This window comes from Halopseudomonas pachastrellae (assembly GCF_900114765.1).
GTDB lineage: Bacteria > Pseudomonadota > Gammaproteobacteria > Pseudomonadales > Pseudomonadaceae > Halopseudomonas > Halopseudomonas pachastrellae.
Genome location: NZ_FOUD01000012.1, coordinates 43,096 through 62,334, shown reverse-complemented (window position 1 = coordinate 62,334; position 19,239 = coordinate 43,096). Strand labels below are relative to the sequence as shown.

The window sequence follows — 19,239 nt, the reverse complement described above, 5'->3', positions numbered from 1 at the left end:
GTTGCCGTATGCTACATTTTTTTGTGGGTCGAGACTAAGATGGTGCCCATTTTTAATGGCTTCCTTTCAAGAAGCGCGAACAGGAATTAGGTCGCCATAACCTGTGATTTAACTGATATGCCAGTGTTTGGCATTAAGAGGCTTGAGCTGCGTGTCAACTGGGAAGAAAATATTACAGATTCAGCTTCGCTATAACGTAAATGAATCGGATTTGGCTGAGCAGGTTGTTGCTGCGTTGGTGGCGCATGATGTAAATGTTACGACATTGTTTCTTCGGGGAAGACCTGACGAAGGTATGCCTGTTAGTAAGGCGCAACGATCATGTTACTTTAACTGTCGCCCTGCGGACCTTAAAGGCTTTCGACGCTGGTTGGTTATATTCCGGCTTTATCTTTTTTGTCGCGCGCAGGGGTTTGATGCTGTCGTCGCGCATCGCTTTAAGCCTATTAGTATGATGATGTGGCTCTCGCAGGTGTTCAGGAGTACTGTCTTTGTTGGAGTAGAACATGGAATCGGCGATTATGACCGGGCTTTTCGTAGACTGGAGGCGGCTGCCCTCATTTCTCGCCGCTGGAAGATGGTCGGTGTTTCAAGGGCTGTAACTAGTTATTTGAGAAATAAAGTTAACGCTTTTAATGGGGTGAACACGATTACCATTAATAACGCTATCGATATCGACAGGGCAAAGTCCATAATGTTGTCGCCTGGGGATGCGAGAAGAGCGTTGGCTGTGCCTGAAAATAAGCTGGTTATTGGCTGTATCGGTCGGCTAGTCCCAGTGAAGGGACACGCGACCTTGATTCAAGCTTTTGCTCGCATTGCAAAAGATTACCAGGATGCGCTAATTGTAATTATTGGCGAAGGACGGTCGCGTTCAGATCTTGAGGAGCTTGTTGAAAAACATGATTTGCAGCAGCGTGTCATCTTGCTTGGTGCGCGTGACGATGCCCTGATGTATGTTAAGGCTTTTGATGTTTTTGCTATGCCTTCTTTTAGTGAGGGGCTTCCTCTCGCACTGCTTGAGGCGCTCGCTGGTGCCCGACCTGTCATAGGGTCTGATATAGACAGTCTCAAGTCTATCCTGGAAGACAGTGGCGGACTTCAATTCAAGGTTGGCGACCATGTCGACCTAGCTGAAAAGCTTGTGGAGTTAGTGCAAATGTCACCTGTACAACGGAGTGACTTGGGGGCGGCGGGGCATGATTATTTGTGCCGAATGCACGGTATTGATGAGTTTCGCTCTAATTATCGAAACCTGATCTTTTCAATGATTCAGGATTTTGGGAAAAGTAGAGATGAGTGAGCTGCCTTTAGTTAATGTTGTTGTGCCAAGCTATAATCATGCCCGCTTTGTCAAAGGATGTATTCTCAGCGTGCTTGAGCAGACTTACCCCAATATTAAGATTCTTGTCATTGATGATGGCTCTACTGATGAGTCCCCGAGAATTCTCGCGGAACTGGCTGAGATATATGGTTTTGACTTGCGGCTGCAGTCTAACCAGGGGCTACTGCCTACATTAAATTTCGCGCTGGGTGAGATCAATGGAGAGTACTATGCTCCATTTGCTTCCGATGATGTTATGCTGCCAAATCGAATAGCCCTTCAGGTGGCACATATGCAGGCGCATCCTGAGGTGGCTATATGCGGTGGAAATATCATACCGATTGACGAGTCTGGCAACGTAATAGACAGAAAGCTGCGTGTTCGTCCTGCTAGGCGCCTAGATTTTGATAGTCTCTTTAATGGTATATTGCCGGGGGCACCCGCGCCTACATTTCTTATTAGACGTGACGCGGCTCTTGAGGTTGGGGGGTACGATGAGAGTTTGCGAATTGAAGATCTTACAATGATGCTAAAAGTTTGCGAGGCGGGATATGTTGTCGATGTATTAGAAGAGGCGATGGCATATTATCGCACGCACGCTCAGAATACCCACTCCAATATTCGCTTTATGCTCGATGAGGTCATCAAAGTATATTCGTTGTTCTCAGAACATAAGGACTTTGAGGAAGTATGCTTGCGGCACCGACGGTCCATGTTTCTGAAGGCAGCGAAGCAGGATAAGCCGCTTGCCCGTGAGATTCTCCAGAAAATACCCTTGGGCGCTTGGGATATGCGGACTCTCAGGGGGGTTGCGCGGCTTTATCTAGGTTAAGTTTACTACTCAAGCGGCCTTTTATCAGCTGCCAGGCTGGAAGGTGTTGATAATACCGCAGACTTCTTCTGCGTCTGCTATGCTCATCGCAGGGCTAATAGGCAGGCTAAGTACCTCATCGTGAATTTGTTGCGTTAGCGGTAACTGAAGCGTTTCCAGCTCTTTGTATGCATGCTGCCGGTGAGGCGGAATAGGATAGTGTATGAGGGTTTGGACGCCGGAGTTTGTCAGATACTCTTGCAGCTCGGCTCGGTGTTTGCTCCTCAATACGAATAGATGCCAGACATGACTGTTCTCGTCTTCTAGGTGTGGCAAACTAACGTTATTATTCCTTATCTTGTCTCGATATAACGTGGCAATGTTTCGGCGGTGCTGGGTTTCGGTATCCAGATATCGCAGCTTCACTCGAAGCATTGCTGCTTGTATTTCGTCAAGGCGGCTGTTCACGCCTTGATATAGGTTTTTGTATTTTTCATGGGAACCGTAGTTTCCCAACGCCCTTAGTGTTTTGGCTAGCAGGTCATCGTTCGTGGTGATTGCGCCTGCGTCGCCGAGCGCACCAAGGTTCTTGCCAGGGTAAAAACTGAAGCCGGAGGCGTTGCCCCAGTTGCCTGCTTTTCTGCCTTCAAGCTGTGCACCATGTGCTTGTGCCGAGTCTTCCAATACGAGCAGGTCATGATGTTCAGCCAAGGCCATTATCTGCTGCATAGGCGCTAGTTGGCCGTAGAGATGAACAGCCAGAATGGCTCGGGTTTTTGCTGTAATGGCTTCGGCGATATTGTTTTGACAAAGGTTGTACGTGCGCTCACTTGGCTCTACCAAAACAGGTACGAGGCCGTTTTCGGTGATAGCAAGAATGCTGGCGATGTAGGTGTTAGCCGGCACAATTACCTCATCGCCTTCGGTTAGCTTGCCCAGCTCTTTCCAAGCGCGCAGTGTCAGGGTCAGAGCGTCCAGTCCGTTGGCAACGCCAATGCAGTGTCTTGTTCCGCAATAGGCGGCAAATTCATGCTCAAACGCCTTGAGTTCTGCGCCTTGAATATACCAACCTGAGTCGATAACACGGGCGGCCGCTTCTATCAGCTCTGCGCGGTACCGGCCGTTAATGGTCTTGAGGTCTAGGAAGGAAAGCATTTATTTGCTCGCGGTATCAGGGCTATTGGATAAAAGGTACTGCTATGAAAAAACAGCTTTTCTGCAAGTCGGATAGAGCTATCGGTTTAAAACTGGCTTTTGTTCCACTGCTCAACTATCTCTGCTGGGTAACCACGTTTAAAATGAGTTCTCCATGGGTAAGCGGGGTTGCCTGTTCCGTCTTTCAGTTTTATTTTTGATGTCGGTCCGATTTTTTTTGCCGGTGATCCAGCGTAAAAGCTATCTGCTTCTGTTTTGCCGCCGACACAGCTTTGTGCTCCGATGAAAACTCCTTCCGATATTGTTGCGCCTGGTAGGATGACGGACATAGTAGCTATGACTGCGAAATCCATGATCGTTACACCTTGCATAATCTCACTAGGCGGGTGTGGGTCGTTTGTCAGGACAACATAAGGGAATATCCAGACGAAGCTTCCTATGCTACTGTGCTGACCAATATGGACATTGCTGTGAGTTCTTACATAGTCTCCTATGGTGCAATGTCCTTGAATGTCGCTGAGCGTGCCAATCTGAAAGTTATTTCCTGCGTTTGTCTTTTCTCGCACAGTAACGCTGTGTCCAGTGATAAGTTTTTCACCAAACTTGGATCCTTCATAGAAAGTGCATCTGGAACGGATGTGTGAGTTGGCGCCGATGATAAGTTTTTTACCTTCAGAAAGATGATTGGTTACGCCCAGCTCGCAATAAGGTCCGATAGTCGTGTTTTCGCCTATTTCCACGTTGTCATGAATAATACTGTACGCCCCAATGGTAACATTTTTACCAATTTTAGCTTTTGATGATATTAAAGCTGTTGGGTGTGAGGTCATTTTAATATCTCCTGAAAGTGTGCATAGTCGCGGATATAATCACCTTCTTCATAGTGTTCGCTTGCGAGGACAACTAGCACGCAATCAGGGGAGAAATCATGCAAGTCTCCCCATACGAGAGGCTCTTGTAGTAAGCCTATATTCGGTTTATTTAGACTGTAAGTGATGCGCTGCTTGCCGTCATCTAGGGTGACATTGCAGGAACCGTTTACGGCGATTAAGTATTGGCGAGTCTTGTGATGAGCGTGCTGACCACGAGGCGTATTGGGCTGAGTCCCGTAAATGTAGAAAACTCGTTTTATCTCAAAGGGGACATCACGCCCGCCTTCAATCGCAATCAGTTGTCCCCGGTGATCACCTAGAACACGGTGTTCAGCAATACTCATATGCCTTCTCCAGCGAGTCTTAGCAAATACTGCCCATACTCATTCTTGCTTAGAGCTTGCCCCTGGTCTTTCAGCTGTTCCCTTGTCAGCCAGCCATTGTTGAAGGAAATCTCTTCCAGGCAAGCGACTTTCAAACCTTGGCGATGCTCAATGGTTTGTACAAAGCTACCAGCTTCCAGCAAGCTCTCGTGAGTCCCGGTATCCAGCCAGGCAAAACCACGCCCAAGAAGCTCTACACTCAGATCGCCGCGCTCCAGGTACGCCTGATTGATACTGGTGATTTCCAACTCGCCCCTGTGCGACGGTTTGACCTGCTTGGCGATTTTTACTACGTCGTTGTCGTAAAAGTAGAGCCCGGTTACTGCAAAATTTGACTTGGGGTGTTCGGGCTTTTCTTCGATGGAGATAGCTTTGTTGTTTTCATCAAATGCAACGACGCCGAACCGTTCTGGGTCTCTGACCTGATACCCGAATACGGTGGCACCAGTTATACGAGCTGCCGCCTGTTGTAGCTTCGGCGAGAAGCCCTGGCCGTAAAAAATGTTATCGCCGAGCACCAGGCACACGCTGTCATTATCAATAAAGCTTTCACCAATGATGAAAGCCTGGGCTAGCCCGTCGGGGCTTGGTTGCTCCGCATAACTGAGGCTTACTCCAAAGTTATTACCATTACCAAGGAGCTTCTCAAAGTTCGGAAGGTCTTCCGGGGTGGAGATGATCAGAATGTCACGGATGCCAGCCAGCATGAGAACTGACAACGGGTAATAGACCATCGGTTTATCGTAAATCGGCAACAGCTGCTTGGATACACCTTTGGTGATCGGGTACAAACGAGTGCCGGATCCGCCGGCCAGAATGATGCCTTTCATTTGGATTCTCCGAGTCTTGTTAGGCGGTAGTCGCCGCTGATGACGCGTTGCCACCAAGAGCGGTTTTCTAGGTACCATTCTACTGTTTTCCGTATCCCCGACTCGAACGTTTCTATTGGTTCCCAGCCTAGCTCTTGGTGGATTTTTCCTGCATCGATGGCGTACCGTTTGTCATGCCCTGGACGATCCTCCACGAAAGTTATCAGCTCCCTGTAAGAGGTCAATGCAGGTGAGCGTTCAGTTGGGGCGAGCTGATCAAGTAGATCGCAAATAGTTTCGACGACCTCAAGATTTCGTTTCTCGTTATTTCCGCCGATGTTGTAGGTCTCTCCAGGCTTGCCCTCGGTTAACACCTCAAGCAGAGCGCGCGCATGATCATCAACATAAAGCCAATCCCTGACCTGAGACCCATCGCCATAGACCGGCAGTTGTTTACCGGCAAGGGCGCTGAGGATCATATGGGGAATTAGCTTTTCGGGAAAATGGTAAGGGCCGTAATTGTTCGAGCAGTTTGTAATCAAAATAGGCAAGCCATAGGTGCGACTCCACGCGCGCACCAAGTGATCTGAGCTAGCTTTTGATGCGGAGTAAGGCGAGCTTGGAGCATAGGGCGTGGTTTCGGTGAACAGGTCCTCTGGGCGCTCTAGGTCGCCATACACTTCGTCCGTAGATATGTGGTGGAAGCGGAATACTGAACGCGCTTCAGGGCATAAGGCGCTCCAGTATTGCCTGGCTGCATGAAGGAGCGTGTAGGTGCCAACGATGTTGGTTTGAATAAACTGACCAGGAGCATCTATTGATCGGTCTACGTGTGATTCGGCTGCCAGGTGCATGATCGCGCTGGGTGCGTGCTTGTCGAGGATGTCCTTGATAGCTTCTGCGTCGCAGATATCTGCTTGTTCGAATGTGTAGCGCGGATCCGCCTCTATGCTGGCAAGGGAGTCTAGATTCCCCGCATAGGTTAAGCTGTCTACATTGATTACCTGATGGTCCGAATTTTTTATGGTGTGGCGGATTAGCGCCGAGCCTATGAAACCTGCGCCGCCTGTGATCAATATTTTCATCTTTTTCAATCTTCTGCAGTCTTGGGGAGGTTGGGCGCGCTGGCCAGCTTAAAGTTGCGCTGCTTCCGTGTTTTGATGGGAGGATGTGGCTTCGGCTGGGTTATCTTGTGGCCTGGGCAGACTGCGCAGCTTTTTGGCAGGAACGCCTGCATTTATGGTGAAGGGCTCAATATCAGTAACCACAACGCTTCCGCTACCGATAACGGCGCCTTGGCCGATATGGACGCCCTTCATAACCTTGACGCCTTGCCCAATGAAAACGTCATCTCCGATTTTCACTGGTTTGCAGTCATAGTTTCCACTGGTTCTATCTTCTACGCTCATGCCGTGAAAATCTGAGTCTGCTGCAAAAAAATCCGGTCCGATCAGGCAGCGCTTGCCGATGTGAATCGAGCTTTTGTCCGCGATGATCGTAAATCCATTGTTGATCGTCGTCGATTCGGCGATTTCGATTATTGCGTTTTCTGCTCGCGCTTCCAGATAACCACTTCCGCTGAGAAAGCCGGGTGACGGGAAGAATCCAAGGCGCGCCTTGCTTATTGTAATACGACCTTTGCCTGAAAACTGGGTAGGCTGAACGATCTTGGCGCTGTCCAAGATGGGTTTGTTTTCAGAGAGTAACGCTCTAAATATAAATGCCCTAAGCTGACCGTGTTTTTTTAGCAGGCGGTGCACAGCTGTGCGCCTGAAACCGTCTCGTTTTATCCTTGCAATAATTCCCATCGTCTTATTGTTCCTCGCTGTCACTGCTGGAGTGCTGTGGGGCTTAGTCAGGTTGGCTCGCTATTTGGCTTTGCGTTATTTTCTTGGCGATGGTTGGAATAGCTGCAGTATTTTGTTGGGGGTCATAGCCCAGTCCTGTTCGTAGCGCAGCAAATGCCGATAGTTGCGGTTGCGCATGCCGCGTGACAGTGGTCGCCCCAGGCAGCGCAGGTCGGAGATGTCGATCAGACCAAGCTGGCCATCGGGCGTCAGCACGATATTACCCAGATGCAGCGAGCGAAAGTAGACGCCCTTGTCGTGCAGGCTGGTGATAAATTCGGCCAGCTTCGCAAACAGCTCCAGTTGCTCCAGCGACTGCTCGGCGTTGAGCAGGCCGCGCAGGGTTTCGCCGGCCAGCGGGTGGTAGTGCACCACGCTGCGGTAGGGGTTGAGCAGCTTGTAGGTGTTGATCACTTGCGGACAGGGGATGTCCAGCTTGCGCAGCGCGGCGGCGTTGTCGGCGAAGCGCTGCGCCGGCGGAAAGAACACCGTCTTGGAGAACCAGCTTTTACGGCGAAACAGCTTGAGCATGGTGCCGTCGGCCAGCAGCAGCACCTTCTCTCCGTGGTGGTCCTGTTCCAGAACGTTGGCGTCTGCGCGCCATTGTTGAAATTGCGAGTCGCTGAGGCGTTGCATCAAGGCAGTCCGAGGCAAAAGGCGCAGTTTATCCTACTTTGCGCCGGCGGGCTGTGGCGGCGGGCGCTTGTGTTAGACTTCAACGCTACTGTCTCAGCTTTGAAGGCCCCATGACTGATACGCCCAAAGAAAGCTTCGCCCGCTCAAGCGCGCGCATCTACCTGCGTCTTCTGACCTATGTGAAACCCTACTGGAAAGCCTTTGCCATCAGCATCATCGGCTTTGCCATTTTTGCGTCGGCGCAGCCTGCGATGGCGTGGATGCTCAAGTACTTTGTCGACGGTTTGCAGAGTGGAGAAAACGCCCTGTTCTTTGGCGTTCCGCTGATCTGGGGCTTTCCGGCCTTCATCATTGCCATTGCCTTCTATCAAGGCGTCGGCTCGTACCTGGGTAACTACTTTATTGCCAAGGTCTCCCTTGGCGTGGTGCACGACCTGCGTACCGCGCTATTCAACAACCTGCTCACCCTGCCCAATCGCTATTTTGATTTGCACAACTCGGGTCACTTGGTATCGCGCATTACCTTCAACGTCACCATGGTCACCGGCGCGGCTACCGACGCGATCAAGGTGGTGTTCCGTGAGGGCATGACGGTGATCTTCCTGTTCGCCTATCTGCTGTGGATGAACTGGATGCTGACGCTGGTGCTGATTGCGATTCTGCCGGTGATCGGTCTGATGGTGACCAGCGCAAGCAAGAAGTTTCGCAAGCAAAGCAAGAAGATTCAAACCGCCATGGGCGATGTTACCCATGTCACGTCCGAGACTATTTCCGGTTTTCGGGTAGTGCGTAGTTTCGGCGGGGAGCGTTACGAGTCTGATCGCTTCCTCAAGGCCAGCACTGAAAATCGTCAGCGCGGCTTGAAGATGGTGCGCACCGGTGCGGTGTTCACCCCCTCACTGCAACTGGTGACCTACAGCGCCATGGCGATCGTGATGTTCCTGGTGCTGTTTCTGCGCGGCGATGCGACCGCCGGTGACCTGGTGGCCTACATCACGGCTGCGGGTCTGTTGCCCAAACCGATCCGTCAGTTGTCTGAGGTCAGCGCCAATATTCAGAAGGGTATTGCCGCTGCCGAGAGTGTGTTCGAGCAGCTGGATGAAGCCCCTGAGAATGACACCGGCACCTTGGAAAGCGCCCGGGTTGGCGGACGTCTTGAGGTGAGTCACCTGACCTTCTGCTACCCCGGCACCAGCAAGCGCGTGCTAAATGATGTGAGCTTCAGTGTTGAGCCGGGCCAGATGGTTGCGCTGGTTGGTCGCTCGGGTAGCGGCAAGTCGACGCTGGCCAACCTGATTCCGCGCTTCTACCAGCACGAGCAGGGCGAGATCCTGCTTGATGGCACGCCCCTGCAGAACTTTACCCTGCGCAGCCTGCGCCAACAGATTGCGCTGGTCAGCCAGAATGTGACCCTGTTCAACGACACCGTAGCCAACAACATCGCCTACGGTGACCTGGCCGGTGCCCCGCGTGACGCCATTGTTGCGGCGGCCGAGGCGGCCTACGCCAAGGAATTTATCGATCTGCTGCCCGAGGGCTTTGACACCCTGGTTGGCGAGAACGGCGTGCTGCTGTCCGGTGGTCAGCGTCAGCGTCTGGCTATTGCCCGCGCGCTGCTCAAGGATGCGCCTTTGCTGATTCTCGATGAGGCGACCTCAGCGCTGGATACCGAGTCGGAGCGGCATATCCAGGCGGCGCTGGACAGGGTGATGCAGGGCCGTACCACGCTGGTGATTGCGCACCGTTTGTCGACCATCGAAAAGGCGGACGTGATCATGGTTATGGACCAGGGGCAGATCGTCGAGCGCGGCACCCACAGCGAATTGCTGGCGCTCAATGGTTACTACGCTCGACTGCACAGCATGCAGTTCGAGGAAGACGGTGACGCACAACACTAATTTTTGCGCGCGCTGAGGCGCGCGTTGCTGAAACAGGTAGGCGAAATAATGAAACTGAGCATGCCCCGATTTGATTCCGCGCCGGTTCTGGTGGTGGGGGACGTGATGCTGGATCGTTACTGGCATGGGCCGACCACTCGTATTTCGCCGGAAGCACCTGTGCCGGTGGTCAAGGTCGATCAGATAGAGGATCGTCCAGGTGGTGCTGGCAACGTGGCGCTGAATATTGCTGCACTCGGAGCGCCGGCCTGGCTGGTCGGTGTAACCGGCAAAGACGAAGCGGCCCACAGCCTGCAACAGCGCCTGAACGCCGCCGGGGTTTACTGCGATTTTCAGCAGCATGAAAGCCAGCCGACCATCACCAAGCTGCGGGTTATGAGCCGCCACCAGCAACTGATCCGGCTGGATTTTGAAGAGCGTTTCGAGACTGATGCCGAGGCGCTGCTGGCATCGGTTAGCGGTCTGCTGGACAAGGTCAAGGTGATGATCCTGTCGGACTACGGCAAGGGCGCTTTGCTAAATCACCAGGCGCTGATTGCCCTGGCCCGCGAGCAGGGCGTCCCCGTGCTGGCTGACCCCAAGGGCAGTGATTTTTCGATCTATCGCGGCGCCAGCCTGATCACGCCCAACCTGTCCGAGTTTGAGGCGGTGGTTGGCCGCTGTGACAGCGAGCAGGCGCTGGTCGACAAGGGTATGGAGCTGATTGATGAGCTGTCGCTTGATGCGCTGCTGGTAACCCGTAGCGAGCAGGGCATGACGTTGTTGCGCAGGGGCGAGGGTGCGCTGCATCTGCCGGCGCGCGCCCGCGAGGTGTTTGATGTGACCGGCGCCGGTGACACCGTCATCTCCACCCTGGCGGCGGCACTGGCTGCCGGTGAGGCGCTGCCGCAGGCCGTGGCGCTGGCCAATCTGGCTGCCAGCATCGTGGTTGGCAAGCTGGGTACGGCGGCTATCAGCGCGCCGGAACTGCGCCGGGCAGTGCAGCAGGAGCAGGGTAGTGGTCGCGGTGTACTGGGTGTCGAGCAACTGCTGCAGGCGCTTGACGATGCGCGCGCCCACGGCGAGCGGATTGTCTTCACCAATGGCTGCTTCGACATCATTCATGCCGGGCACGTGGGTTATCTGGAGGAGGCGCGCGCCCAGGGCGACCGTCTGATCGTCGCCATCAACGACGACGCCTCGGTAACCCGCTTGAAAGGCCCGGGTCGACCGATCAACAGCGTTGAGCGACGGATGACGGTGCTGGCCGGTCTGGGCGCGGTGGACTGGGTGATCAGCTTCAGTGAAGACACTCCGGAGCGTCTGCTGGAGCAGGTCAAGCCGGATGTGCTGGTCAAGGGCGGCGACTACAGTGTCGACCAGGTGGTCGGTGGCCCGATCGTGCAGGCTTACGGTGGCGAAGTGAAGGTGCTCAACTTTGTCGAAAGTTGCTCCACCACCGCGATCGTTGAAAAAATCCGCGAGCGCGGCGACGATTGATCTCAGCTGCGCAGCGGGCAGTTGCTCGCTGCGACCAGCCAGCCCTGGCGTGGGGCAAAGGCTTCACTGAGCAGTTGATCCTCGGTTGGCTGTGCAATCAGCTCGCCCTGCTGCAGGCAGAACAGCTCCCCTGTCGGCATGCCATCGCGGTACTCGGCCAGAAACAGCTCAGGACGCTGCGTGTCAAGGCGGGCGATCAGCTCGCCGCTATCCTCATCGAGATACTCATCTGCGTGCAGCAGTGACAGGCTGCGCAGGCTCTCCGGCAGTTGTAGCGTCATGCTGTAGATCAGCTGCAGTGAGCTGGTAGGCAGGTGCACGTAGGCGTGCGGGCGCTCCAGCAGGTTGAGCTCGCGGCACAGTACCGGGCGGGCAGCGCCGCTGCGAGCGCCCAGGGCAAAGTAATGTTCATCGTTCAGCGGCAGGCTGTCGGCGTAGGGGGTGGGCAGCCAGGTGTCCTGATAGCGGCCCTGCAGCCAGCCTGCCTCGCTTTCTATCAGCAGCTCTTCGGCTATTTCCGTCATCACCGTGAGCAGCGGTACCCGCAGCTCGTGGGCTGGCACGTAGCCCGACAGCAGCTTGAGTACCCGATCGCCGCGGTCCGGGCGGTCCTGGCGTACCAGCAGATGAAAATCGCGACCTTGCCAGTGCAGGTGCAGGTCGACGGAGACGCCCAGATTGGCCAGCGTGACCTCAAAACGATGTGGATCATCCACCTCCAGCGGGCGGCGGCGCTCCTGCATCTGGGTAAAACTCAAGGGACTGCCGACCGGCTCATAACGCAACACCTCCGGGCTCGCGGCCACCGAAATGGCCTGGGTCTTGAAGGCGACGGGGTTCTTGCGGGCGACAATCTGGGTCATGCGTTACTCCATATGAGAGAGTACCGAAACGGCTGCCTCGACGTTCTGCGTCAGGTGAGCCGGGTTGATGGTGCCGATGATGGCGCTGGTGACCCCTTGATGGCCGAGTACCAGCTCAAGGCCGGCGCGTACCGGGTCTTCGCCGTCCAGGCACAGATGTCCGCTGGCCAGCGCCTTTTTGATCAGAATGCCTTTGTTGTGTTGCAGCGCGAAGTCCAGCACCGGCCGCTCCGCCTGCTCGCGCAGGTTGTAGGTGACCATGGCGCAATCGCCCTGCTGCAGGGCGCGCAAGCCGCCCTCAACGGTCTTGCCGGAAAATCCGTAGGCCAGAATCAGACCTTCCTGCTTGAGCTGCGCGAGGGTTGGGTAGACTTCCTGATCGAGTACCTCAAGGTCATTGCCATCCGAATGCACCAGCACCAGCTCCAGTCGGTCCGTGCCCAGGCGCTGCAGCGAGCGCTCGACCGATTGGCGTGTGTGTTTGGCTGAAAAGTCGAAGTGCGACTGTCCGCCGTTAAATTCCTCGCCAACCTTGCTGCAAATGATCCATTGCTCGCGCTGCCCCTTGAGCAGCGGCCCCAGGCGTTGCTCGCTGGTGCCGTAGGCCGGTGCAGTGTCGAGCAGGTTGATGCCCAGCTCGCGGGCCTGGGCCAGCAGGTTGCGTACAGCAGCGTCATCCGGCAACTCGAAGCCGCTGGGGTATTTGACGCCCTGATTGCGACCAATCTTGACAGTGCCCAGCCCCAGCGGCGACAAGCTCAGGCCGGTGCTGCCGAGGGGGCGGTAAAACGGATGCAGGCTGCTCATCGAAAACACATGTCCCAGATCGGTTCGGCTACGCGAGGGCGTGGCAGGTCGCTTGGCAGCGGCGGGTGGGCCTGTGGCTTGACCTGCTGACGGGTCAGCTCCTCAAGTACCAGATCGCTGAGGTTGGGAGCCAGTGCCAGCTTGGTCGGCCAGCTGATCAGCGCGTTGCCCTTGGCCTGTACGTAGGCGTTATCGGGGCGCACCAGGCCACTTTGTGCCGGTTCTGCACGGTTCACCGGCAGGGTAGTCCACTGGCAGTTTTCCAGGTTGATCCAGGGCAAGAGTTCGGCAAGTTCACGTTTGGCTGCATCGATCAGTGCATCGGCGGTCTGGTTGACGCCTTGCTCCGCCAGCTCGCCGCCCAGGTACCAGCACCATTGGCCGTCTTCGCAGGGGTGCGTAGTTACCGTCAGTCGCGGTTTGGGACTGGCGCCCAGGCAATGGGCAAACAGCGGCGGCAAGTCCGCTCCCTTGACCAGTACCATCTGCAGTGGACGGCGTTGCATCGCCGGTTCGCTTTCGCCCCACTCCTGCATGAGCGCGTCGGTGCCTTCACCGGCGGTCAGGACGTAGCGCTGGGCGCGGATGGTCGCGCCATGCAGTTGTACGCCGCTGATGCTGCCATCGTCCGCGCGCAGCAGGTGCGGGCTGCTGTCGGCGATCAGGCCGTCACCGCTCAACTCGGCCAGGCGAGTGATCGCGGAGGGGACGTCCAACACCAGTTCACCGAGCTGATAGACCTTGCCGCGAAAGCCCGGGTCGTTGAACACCGTGGGCAGCGCTTTACCTTTCACCTGCTCAACGCGCCCGCGCAGCGCCTTGCTGGCAAAAAAGCCGGCCAGGTTGCTGATCAGACTGCCGGGTGACCACAGGTAGTGGTGCTCGGACAGCACGCGGACGCCGCGCAAGTCCAGCTCACCTTCGCCGGCCAGGCAGCTGCGCCAGCGCTCGGGCATGCCGGCGATGGCTTCAGTTGCGGCATTGAGCTTGCCGCCCAATGCGTATTTGATGCCGCCGTGAATAATCCCCTGTGACTTGACGCTTTGGCCACCGCCAAGGGCGCCGCGCTCCACCAGCAGGCTCTGGTATCCCGCCTGGCGCAGCCGTGCATTGAGCCACAGGCCGGCAATGCCGCCGCCGATGATGCAGATGTCGGTGTCGAGGGTTGTGCTCATGGGCTCCCGCTGAACGTTTGATAAAGGCCGTCTAGTATAGTCATTGGCGGCGGGCTGGGTCACACTTGCGACAGTTGCAATCCATTGCCGCCCGGCTTTTGATCTCAGGAGATGACATGGCGCGCCGCCTTTATACCTTGCTGTTCTGCCTGTGCATGCCACTGGTGCTGCTGCGCCTGCTGTATCGCGCCATCAAGGCGCCAGCCTACGCACGGCGCTGGTCCGAGCGCTTTGCGCTGGGCGGTGATGTACGCGCTGGCGGCATCTGGGTGCACGCGGTGTCGGTGGGCGAAAGTATTGCCGCAGCGCCCATGGTACGCGAGCTGCTCAAGCGCTATCCCGAGCTGCCGATCACCATCACCTGCATGACGCCGACCGGCTCGGAGCAGATCCGCAAGCTGTTTGGCGGCCAGGTGGGGCATGCCTATCTTCCCTATGACTTGCCCTGGTTGCAGCGCCGGCTGCTGCGTCGCCTCAAGCCGCGCGTCGGCATCATTATGGAAACCGAACTCTGGCCCAACCTGGTGGCTGAGGCGACGCGTGCCGAGGTGCCGCTGGTGCTGGCCAATGCGCGTTTGTCCGAGCGCTCGGCGCGCGGCTATCAGCGCGTATCAGCCTTGGTGCGCCCGATGTTTGCGGCGCTGGACTGGGTTGCGGTGCAGAGTCAGGCTGAGGCGCTGCGCTTTATCAAGCTGGGCGTGGCGCGGGAGCAGCTGCAGGTCACCGGTAGCATCAAGTTCGACTTCCGCGCAGATCCTGCGCTGCTGCAGCAGGCGGCTGATCTGCGCGCACGCTGGGGCGAGCGCCCGGTCTGGATCGCCGCCAGCACCCACGCAGGAGAAGACGAGCAGGTGCTGCGCGCCCATCAGGCGGTGCTGCAGGCGTTACCTGATGCGTTGCTGATTCTGGTGCCTCGTCATCCGGAGCGCTTTGATGCCGTGGCACGGCAGGTGCAGGACGCCGGCCTTGCTGCGGTACGTCGCAGCAGCGGCCAACTGCCGGCGGCGGATCAGCAGGTGCTGGTGGGCGACACCATGGGTGAACTGGTGATGCTCTATGCCTGTGCCGATGTGGCATTTGTTGGTGGCTCGCTGGTGCCTAACGGTGGCCACAATTATCTGGAGCCTGCCGCTTTGGGGCTGCCGGTGCTGTCGGGGCCGCACCGTTTTAACTTCACTGAAATCAGTGGGCTGCTGGAGGGCGCAGGGGCGTTGCAGGTGGTCAGTGACGAGCGCGCATTGGCGCTGGCCGTACAGGCGTTGCTGGGCGATGAGGCCGCCAGGGAGCGCGCCGGCGCCGCTGGCCGTGCGGTGGTGCAGGATAATCAGGGCGCATTGGAGCGCCTGCTCTCAGGCATTGCTCGGCTGCTCGGCTGATTGCCGCTGCGGCAAACAACAACGGCGCCTGCGGGCGCCGTTGTTGTTGTTGGTCCTGGCTTAGAAGGTGGTGCCGTCCGGATCGCTCGGCGGCAGCGGCGTCGGGCGGTTGCCCATCGACATCTGCTCCATCTCTTCTTGGGTCGCCTGCGGGATAAAGTCCTCGTCCGGGTCGTAGTTCGGGTTGAGCCACTGGGACAGGTCCTGCAGGTCCTGCGGGCTGAGGGTGCCGGCGGCCAGCTTCAGGTTCAGGTTATTGATGATGTAGTTGTAGCGCACGGTGTTGTAGTCACGCACGGTGCGGAACAGGTTGCGCTGGGCGTCCAGTACGTCGACCACGTTGCGGGTACCCACTTCGTAGCCGGTTTGGGTGGCGTCCAGCGCCGCCTTGGCGGAAACAATGGCCTGGCGGCGAGCTGACACTTCCTCAACGCTGGAGGTAACCGTGCGGTAGAGGTTGCGGGTGTTTTCCACCACGCGGCGGCGCTGCGCCTCGCTGGACTGCTCGGCCTGGGTCAGGCGATAGGTGGACTCGCGCACCTGGGAGGTTGTCAGGCCACCGGTAAACAGCGGCATGCTCAGCTCCACACCAAAGCTGGTCAGCTCGGTGTCGGCGCTGGATTGACCGGCGGCCGGGATCGAGGCGCCGCCGTTGTTGTTGCTGTAGCGCACAAAGGCATCAACCACCGGGGCGTAGCCAGCCTTGCTGCTGCGCAGGCTGTCTTCGGCACCTTCAATGGCGTAGCGGCTGGCTTGCAGGGTCAGGTTTTGCGCGGCGGCGGTTTCGACCCACTCCTGCATGCTGGCCGGGGTGGGCGGCAGCACGGGCAGCTCGTGGCTGATGCCGTACAGGCTGTCATAGCTCTGGTTGGTCAGCCGCGTCAGCGCCTGGTAGCTGACATCCAGATTGGTTTCGGCGGTCAGGCGGGCGGCGCGGGCGCTGTCATAGCCAGCGCGGGCTTCAAGCACGTCTGTACGGGCCGAGAGGCCAACGTCAAAGCGCTCCTGGGCTTGCTCCAGTTGGCGTTCAAAGGCCTTTTCCTCTGCCTTGGCGGTGGCCAGGTTGTCGGATGCCTGCAGTACGTTGAAGTAAGCCTGGGAGACTTCCAGGATCAGGTTTTGCTGCGTCGCCGAGAATTCCAGTTGGGCTTGCTGGGTGGTCGCCTTGGCGGCCTGGTAGGTGAACCAGCGGTCGGCGCGGAACAGGGGCTGGGTCAGGCTGGCCTGGTAATAATGCGTGGAATACTCGTCACCGCCCACGTTGTCGATCTCGAGATCCTCACGCGCCGCACCAGCGCCAATACCCAGGTTGGGCAGCAGTTGTGAACGTGCCTGCGGCAGCGCTTCCTGGCGCGCTAAGGCGTCTGCTTCGGCGGCGGCCAGATCGGCGCTATTGAGCACCGCCTGGCGGTAAATGGTCATCAGATCGGTGTTGGCTGCAACCTGGGTAGAGGCGCCGGCCAGTAGCAGGGCAACATAAAGAGGGCGGAGCATGCAGAGGTCCTTCGCATGGGGGGCAAGTCAGGCAAGGCTAAAAGGCTCTGAACGCCGGGTCAAGCGGCCTTGCGTCAACAATCGGGAACAAACTGTTGTAGCGACTTTTGCTGACATTTTCGCGGATTTTGTCAGCCAGCTGTCGCCCAGAAAAACCATTGTGGCAAAGCCCCTCTATTGCGGGCTTGAGACTGCGGCGACAGGGCTCTAGACTGTGCGGACATCTTGACGGGGTGCTGCTTGCAAAGCGGCTGAGATGATACCCGTTGAACCTGAACCGGCTAGCACCGGCGTAGGAATCGAGATAGACGACAAACGCGAGTCCGCAAGGGCTGGTGTTGCCGTGGTTTTTCGGTTCCCTGCGCATCCCAACGCAGTGGAGCATAACAATGAATAGCAAGTTGCCTGATACCGCCATCGCCACCTCGGGTGCCGATAGCGCCGCCACCCAACCCTTCCCCAATTCTCGCAAGGTCTACGTTACCGGCTCGCGCCCGGACATACGTGTGCCCATGCGTGAGATCAGCCTGGCCGATACGCCCACCGACTTTGGCGGCGAATCCAATGCGCCGGTGCTGGTGTATGACACCTCCGGCCCCTACACCGACCCGCAAGCCAGCATTGATCTGCGTGCCGGCCTTGCCGATGTGCGTGGCGCCTGGATTGACGAGCGCGGCGATACCGAGGTGCTGCCGGGGCTGACCTCCGAGTTTGGTGCTTCACGCCTGGCTGACAGCTCGCTTGATCACATGCGTTTTGCCCACGTGCGCACGCCGCGACGCGCCAAGGCCGGCAGCAATGTGTCGCAGATGCATTACGCCCGTCGCGGCATTATCACGCCCGAGATGGAATACGTGGCGATTCGCGAAAACATGAAGCTTGATGAGGCCCGTGAGTCAGGTTTGCTGAAAGAGCAGCACGCCGGCCACAGCTTTGGCGCGAATATCCCGAAGGAAATCACCCCCGAGTTCGTGCGCGAAGAGATCGCCCGCGGCCGGGCGATCATCCCTGCCAATATCAACCACCCGGAACTGGAGCCGATGATCATCGGCCGCAACTTCCTGGTGAAGATCAACGGCAACATTGGCAACTCGGCGTTGGGTTCTTCTATTGAAGAAGAAGTCGAGAAGATGACCTGGGGGATTCGCTGGGGCTCTGACACCGTCATGGACCTGTCGACCGGCAAGAATATTCACGAAACCCGCGAATGGATCATCCGCAACTCGCCAGTGCCGATTGGCACCGTACCGATCTATCAGGCGCTGGAGAAGGTGGGCGGCGTTGCCGAGGATCTGACCTGGGAAATTTTCCGTGACACTCTGATTGAACAGGCCGAGCAGGGCGTGGATTACTTCACCATTCACGCTGGCGTGCTGCTGCGCTACGTGCCGATGACCGCCAAACGGGTTACCGGCATCGTCTCGCGCGGCGGCTCGATCATGGCCAAGTGGTGTCTGGCGCATCACCAGGAGAACTTCCTCTATACCCACTTCGACGACATCTGCGAAATCATGAAAGCCTACGATGTCAGCTTCTCGCTTGGTGATGGCCTGCGTCCTGGCTCTATCGCCGACGCCAATGACGAGGCGCAGTTCGGTGAGCTGGAAACCCTTGGTGAGCTGACCAAGATTGCCTGGAAGCACGATGTTCAGGTCATGATCGAAGGCCCGGGTCATGTGCCCATGCAGCTGGTCAAGGAGAATATGGACAAGCAGCTGGAGTGCTGCGATGAGGCGCCGTTCTACACCCTCGGTCCGCTGACCACCGACATTGCACCCGGCTACGATCACATCACCAGCGGTATCGGTGCGGCCATGATCGGCTGGTTTGGCTGCGCAATGCTCTGCTACGTAACACCCAAGGAGCACCTGGGGCTGCCGAACCGCGATGACGTAAAGACCGGCATCATTACCTACAAGATCGCGGCCCACGCGGCCGATCTGGCCAAAGGGCACCCGGGGGCACAGATTCGTGATAACGCGCTGAGCAAGGCGCGCTTCGAATTCCGCTGGGAAGATCAGTTCAACCTGGGGCTGGATCCGGACACCGCGCGCGCCTATCACGATGAGACGCTGCCGAAGGAGTCGGCCAAGGTGGCCCACTTCTGCTCCATGTGCGGTCCCAAATTCTGCTCGATGAAAATCACCCAGGAGGTCCGTGAGTATGCTGCCCAGCAGCGTATCGATGCGGTCGATCTGGCGGTAGAAGAGGGCATGAAGGCCAAGTCCGAGGAGTTTCGCACCACCGGCTCCCAGCTATACCACAAGCTGTAAGGAAGCTCTGATCCGTTGCGCGCGCGTCTTTCGGCTG

The 19,239-nt window shown here is 57.1% G+C and carries 17 protein-coding genes and 1 riboswitch; of the genes, 6 read left to right on the top strand and 11 right to left on the bottom strand.

Features of this window, described 5'->3' with window-relative positions:
* The first annotated feature begins 151 nt into the window (after positions 1–151).
* Together BM116_RS10780 and BM116_RS10775 are read left to right on the top strand one after the other, a co-directional pair.
* A complete protein-coding gene (locus BM116_RS10780) occupies positions 152–1,303 on the top strand; it encodes a glycosyltransferase (protein WP_083725426.1) in 1,152 nt (383 codons plus the stop codon).
* A complete protein-coding gene (locus BM116_RS10775) occupies positions 1,296–2,156 on the top strand; it encodes a glycosyltransferase family 2 protein (RefSeq protein WP_083725428.1) in 861 nt (286 codons plus the stop codon). Before BM116_RS10780 ends, BM116_RS10775 begins: the two co-directional genes overlap by 8 nt.
* Positions 2,157–2,180: 24 nt before the next feature.
* On the opposite strand, the gene BM116_RS10770 is transcribed toward BM116_RS10775, so the two are convergent.
* The 7 genes from BM116_RS10770 to BM116_RS10740 form a co-directional block, all read right to left on the bottom strand.
* Positions 2,181–3,290, bottom strand: coding sequence for a DegT/DnrJ/EryC1/StrS family aminotransferase (locus BM116_RS10770; protein ID WP_083725430.1), 1,110 nt, complete (start codon positions 3,288–3,290; stop codon positions 2,181–2,183).
* An 86-nt stretch (positions 3,291–3,376) separates the two neighbouring features.
* Positions 3,377–4,120, bottom strand: a complete 744-nt coding sequence (locus tag BM116_RS10765) for an N-acetyltransferase (RefSeq protein ID WP_083725432.1) — start codon at positions 4,118–4,120, stop codon at positions 3,377–3,379.
* Entirely contained in the window at positions 4,117–4,506 is a 390-nt protein-coding gene (locus BM116_RS10760; protein ID WP_083725434.1) for a sugar 3,4-ketoisomerase, read from the bottom strand. The genes BM116_RS10765 and BM116_RS10760 overlap by 4 nt, the downstream gene beginning before the upstream one ends.
* Positions 4,503–5,375, bottom strand: a complete 873-nt coding sequence (gene rfbA / locus BM116_RS10755) for a glucose-1-phosphate thymidylyltransferase RfbA (protein WP_083725436.1) — start codon at positions 5,373–5,375, stop codon at positions 4,503–4,505. The genes BM116_RS10760 and rfbA overlap by 4 nt, the downstream gene beginning before the upstream one ends.
* Positions 5,372–6,439: a dTDP-glucose 4,6-dehydratase gene (rfbB, locus tag BM116_RS10750; RefSeq protein WP_083725438.1), complete on the bottom strand. Its 1,068-nt coding sequence runs from the start codon at positions 6,437–6,439 to the stop codon at positions 5,372–5,374. The genes rfbA and rfbB overlap by 4 nt, the downstream gene beginning before the upstream one ends.
* Positions 6,440–6,487: 48 nt before the next feature.
* Positions 6,488–7,162, bottom strand: a complete 675-nt coding sequence (locus tag BM116_RS10745) for an acyltransferase (protein ID WP_083725440.1) — start codon at positions 7,160–7,162, stop codon at positions 6,488–6,490.
* Positions 7,163–7,237: 75 nt separating this feature from the next.
* Entirely contained in the window at positions 7,238–7,837 is a 600-nt protein-coding gene (locus BM116_RS10740) for a BUD32 family EKC/KEOPS complex subunit (protein ID WP_083725442.1), read from the bottom strand.
* Positions 7,838–7,947: 110 nt separating this feature from the next.
* Here BM116_RS10740 and msbA point away from each other — a divergent pair, with 110 nt between their 5' ends.
* Both msbA and hldE read left to right on the top strand, forming a co-directional pair.
* Complete coding sequence (msbA, locus tag BM116_RS10735) at positions 7,948–9,735, top strand: lipid A export permease/ATP-binding protein MsbA (protein ID WP_083725444.1); 1,788 nt, start codon at positions 7,948–7,950, stop codon at positions 9,733–9,735.
* 48 nt (positions 9,736–9,783) lie between these two features.
* The gene (hldE, locus tag BM116_RS10730; RefSeq protein ID WP_083725446.1) at positions 9,784–11,214 is read left to right on the top strand and encodes a bifunctional D-glycero-beta-D-manno-heptose-7-phosphate kinase/D-glycero-beta-D-manno-heptose 1-phosphate adenylyltransferase HldE; all 1,431 of its coding nucleotides are present in this window, start codon (positions 9,784–9,786) and stop codon (positions 11,212–11,214) included.
* 2 nt (positions 11,215–11,216) lie between these two features.
* Here the strand turns inward: hldE and BM116_RS10725 are convergent, their stop codons facing one another.
* Genes BM116_RS10725 through BM116_RS10715 form a run of 3 tightly spaced genes read right to left on the bottom strand, consistent with a single transcriptional unit; the run spans position 11,217 to position 14,059 of the window.
* Positions 11,217–12,077 (bottom strand): metal ABC transporter ATPase, encoded by an 861-nt coding sequence (locus tag BM116_RS10725; RefSeq protein ID WP_083725448.1) that lies wholly within the window; start codon positions 12,075–12,077, stop codon positions 11,217–11,219.
* Positions 12,078–12,080: 3 nt separating this feature from the next.
* Positions 12,081–12,884 carry an aldo/keto reductase gene (locus tag BM116_RS10720; RefSeq protein ID WP_083725450.1) on the bottom strand — a complete coding sequence of 268 codons (804 nt, stop codon included), beginning with the start codon at positions 12,882–12,884 and terminating at the stop codon, positions 12,081–12,083.
* Positions 12,881–14,059, bottom strand: coding sequence for an FAD-dependent oxidoreductase (locus BM116_RS10715; protein ID WP_083725452.1), 1,179 nt, complete (start codon positions 14,057–14,059; stop codon positions 12,881–12,883). Before BM116_RS10715 ends, BM116_RS10720 begins: the two co-directional genes overlap by 4 nt.
* Positions 14,060–14,175: 116 nt before the next feature.
* Between BM116_RS10715 and waaA the strand changes: the two genes are divergently transcribed.
* Positions 14,176–15,435: a lipid IV(A) 3-deoxy-D-manno-octulosonic acid transferase gene (waaA, locus tag BM116_RS10710; protein WP_083725454.1), complete on the top strand. Its 1,260-nt coding sequence runs from the start codon at positions 14,176–14,178 to the stop codon at positions 15,433–15,435.
* 60 nt (positions 15,436–15,495) lie between these two features.
* Here the strand turns inward: waaA and BM116_RS10705 are convergent, their stop codons facing one another.
* Positions 15,496–16,929: a TolC family outer membrane protein gene (locus tag BM116_RS10705; protein ID WP_083725456.1), complete on the bottom strand. Its 1,434-nt coding sequence runs from the start codon at positions 16,927–16,929 to the stop codon at positions 15,496–15,498.
* 219 nt (positions 16,930–17,148) lie between these two features.
* Positions 17,149–17,245, top strand: a riboswitch (TPP riboswitch).
* A 73-nt stretch (positions 17,246–17,318) separates the two neighbouring features.
* Between BM116_RS10705 and thiC the strand changes: the two genes are divergently transcribed.
* Positions 17,319–19,202, top strand: a complete 1,884-nt coding sequence (thiC, locus tag BM116_RS10695) for a phosphomethylpyrimidine synthase ThiC (protein WP_083725460.1) — start codon at positions 17,319–17,321, stop codon at positions 19,200–19,202.
* The last annotated feature ends 37 nt before the right edge of the window (positions 19,203–19,239 follow it).

Coding starts and splice junctions, on each gene's coding strand:
- BM116_RS10775 (WP_083725428.1), top strand. CDS start 1,296: ATGAGTGAGCTGCCTTTAGTTAATGTTGTTGTGCCAAGCTATAATCAT.
- BM116_RS10770 (WP_083725430.1), bottom strand. CDS start 3,290: ATGCTTTCCTTCCTAGACCTCAAGACCATTAACGGCCGGTACCGCGCA.
- BM116_RS10765 (WP_083725432.1), bottom strand. CDS start 4,120: ATGACCTCACACCCAACAGCTTTAATATCATCAAAAGCTAAAATTGGT.
- BM116_RS10760 (WP_083725434.1), bottom strand. CDS start 4,506: ATGAGTATTGCTGAACACCGTGTTCTAGGTGATCACCGGGGACAACTG.
- rfbA (WP_083725436.1), bottom strand. CDS start 5,375: ATGAAAGGCATCATTCTGGCCGGCGGATCCGGCACTCGTTTGTACCCG.
- rfbB (WP_083725438.1), bottom strand. CDS start 6,439: ATGAAAATATTGATCACAGGCGGCGCAGGTTTCATAGGCTCGGCGCTA.
- BM116_RS10745 (WP_083725440.1), bottom strand. CDS start 7,162: ATGGGAATTATTGCAAGGATAAAACGAGACGGTTTCAGGCGCACAGCT.
- BM116_RS10740 (WP_083725442.1), bottom strand. CDS start 7,837: ATGCAACGCCTCAGCGACTCGCAATTTCAACAATGGCGCGCAGACGCC.
- msbA (WP_083725444.1), top strand. CDS start 7,948: ATGACTGATACGCCCAAAGAAAGCTTCGCCCGCTCAAGCGCGCGCATC.
- hldE (WP_083725446.1), top strand. CDS start 9,784: ATGAAACTGAGCATGCCCCGATTTGATTCCGCGCCGGTTCTGGTGGTG.
- BM116_RS10725 (WP_083725448.1), bottom strand. CDS start 12,077: ATGACCCAGATTGTCGCCCGCAAGAACCCCGTCGCCTTCAAGACCCAG.
- BM116_RS10720 (WP_083725450.1), bottom strand. CDS start 12,884: ATGAGCAGCCTGCATCCGTTTTACCGCCCCCTCGGCAGCACCGGCCTG.
- BM116_RS10715 (WP_083725452.1), bottom strand. CDS start 14,059: ATGAGCACAACCCTCGACACCGACATCTGCATCATCGGCGGCGGCATT.
- waaA (WP_083725454.1), top strand. CDS start 14,176: ATGGCGCGCCGCCTTTATACCTTGCTGTTCTGCCTGTGCATGCCACTG.
- BM116_RS10705 (WP_083725456.1), bottom strand. CDS start 16,929: ATGCTCCGCCCTCTTTATGTTGCCCTGCTACTGGCCGGCGCCTCTACC.
- thiC (WP_083725460.1), top strand. CDS start 17,319: ATGAATAGCAAGTTGCCTGATACCGCCATCGCCACCTCGGGTGCCGAT.